Source organism: Mesorhizobium sp. M8A.F.Ca.ET.181.01.1.1 (genome assembly GCF_004792025.1).
Lineage (GTDB): Bacteria > Pseudomonadota > Alphaproteobacteria > Rhizobiales > Rhizobiaceae > Mesorhizobium.
This window is the reverse complement of sequence record NZ_SRTV01000087.1, coordinates 1-373: the sequence shown is the minus strand read 5'-3', so window position 1 is coordinate 373 and position 373 is coordinate 1. Positions and strand designations below refer to the sequence as shown.

Below are 373 nucleotides of genomic sequence, written 5' to 3'. Positions count from 1 at the left end.
GCCAGAATGCCGGCGAGCCCCGCAAGCGCCGCGCCCAGCCCGTAGGTGAGCGTCAAGAGCAGCGGCACGTTGACGCCGAAGGCCTGGACGAGCTCCGGGTTTTCGGTGGCGGCGCGCAAATACGAGCCGAGCCTGGTCTTCTCGATCAGGAGCCAGGTGCCGAGGCAGACGATGAGGGAAGCCAACACCACCCAGCCGCGATAGTTGGGCAGGAACATGAAGCCGAGATTGGTGCCGCCGGCAAGCAGCGCCGGCACGGCATAGGGATTGCCGGAGACGCCGTAATAGTAGCGGAACACACCTTCGATGACCAAGGCGAGGCCGAAGGTGAAGAGCAGTCCGTAGAGCGGGTCGCGGCTCTACCGCCTCGACC

Annotated in this window: 1 pseudogene; it reads right to left on the bottom strand. The window is 65.7% G+C overall.

Annotation, left to right across the window (positions count from 1 at the left end):
• Positions 1–373: pseudogene (locus EN824_RS33700) on the bottom strand (branched-chain amino acid ABC transporter permease); the annotation flags it as partial.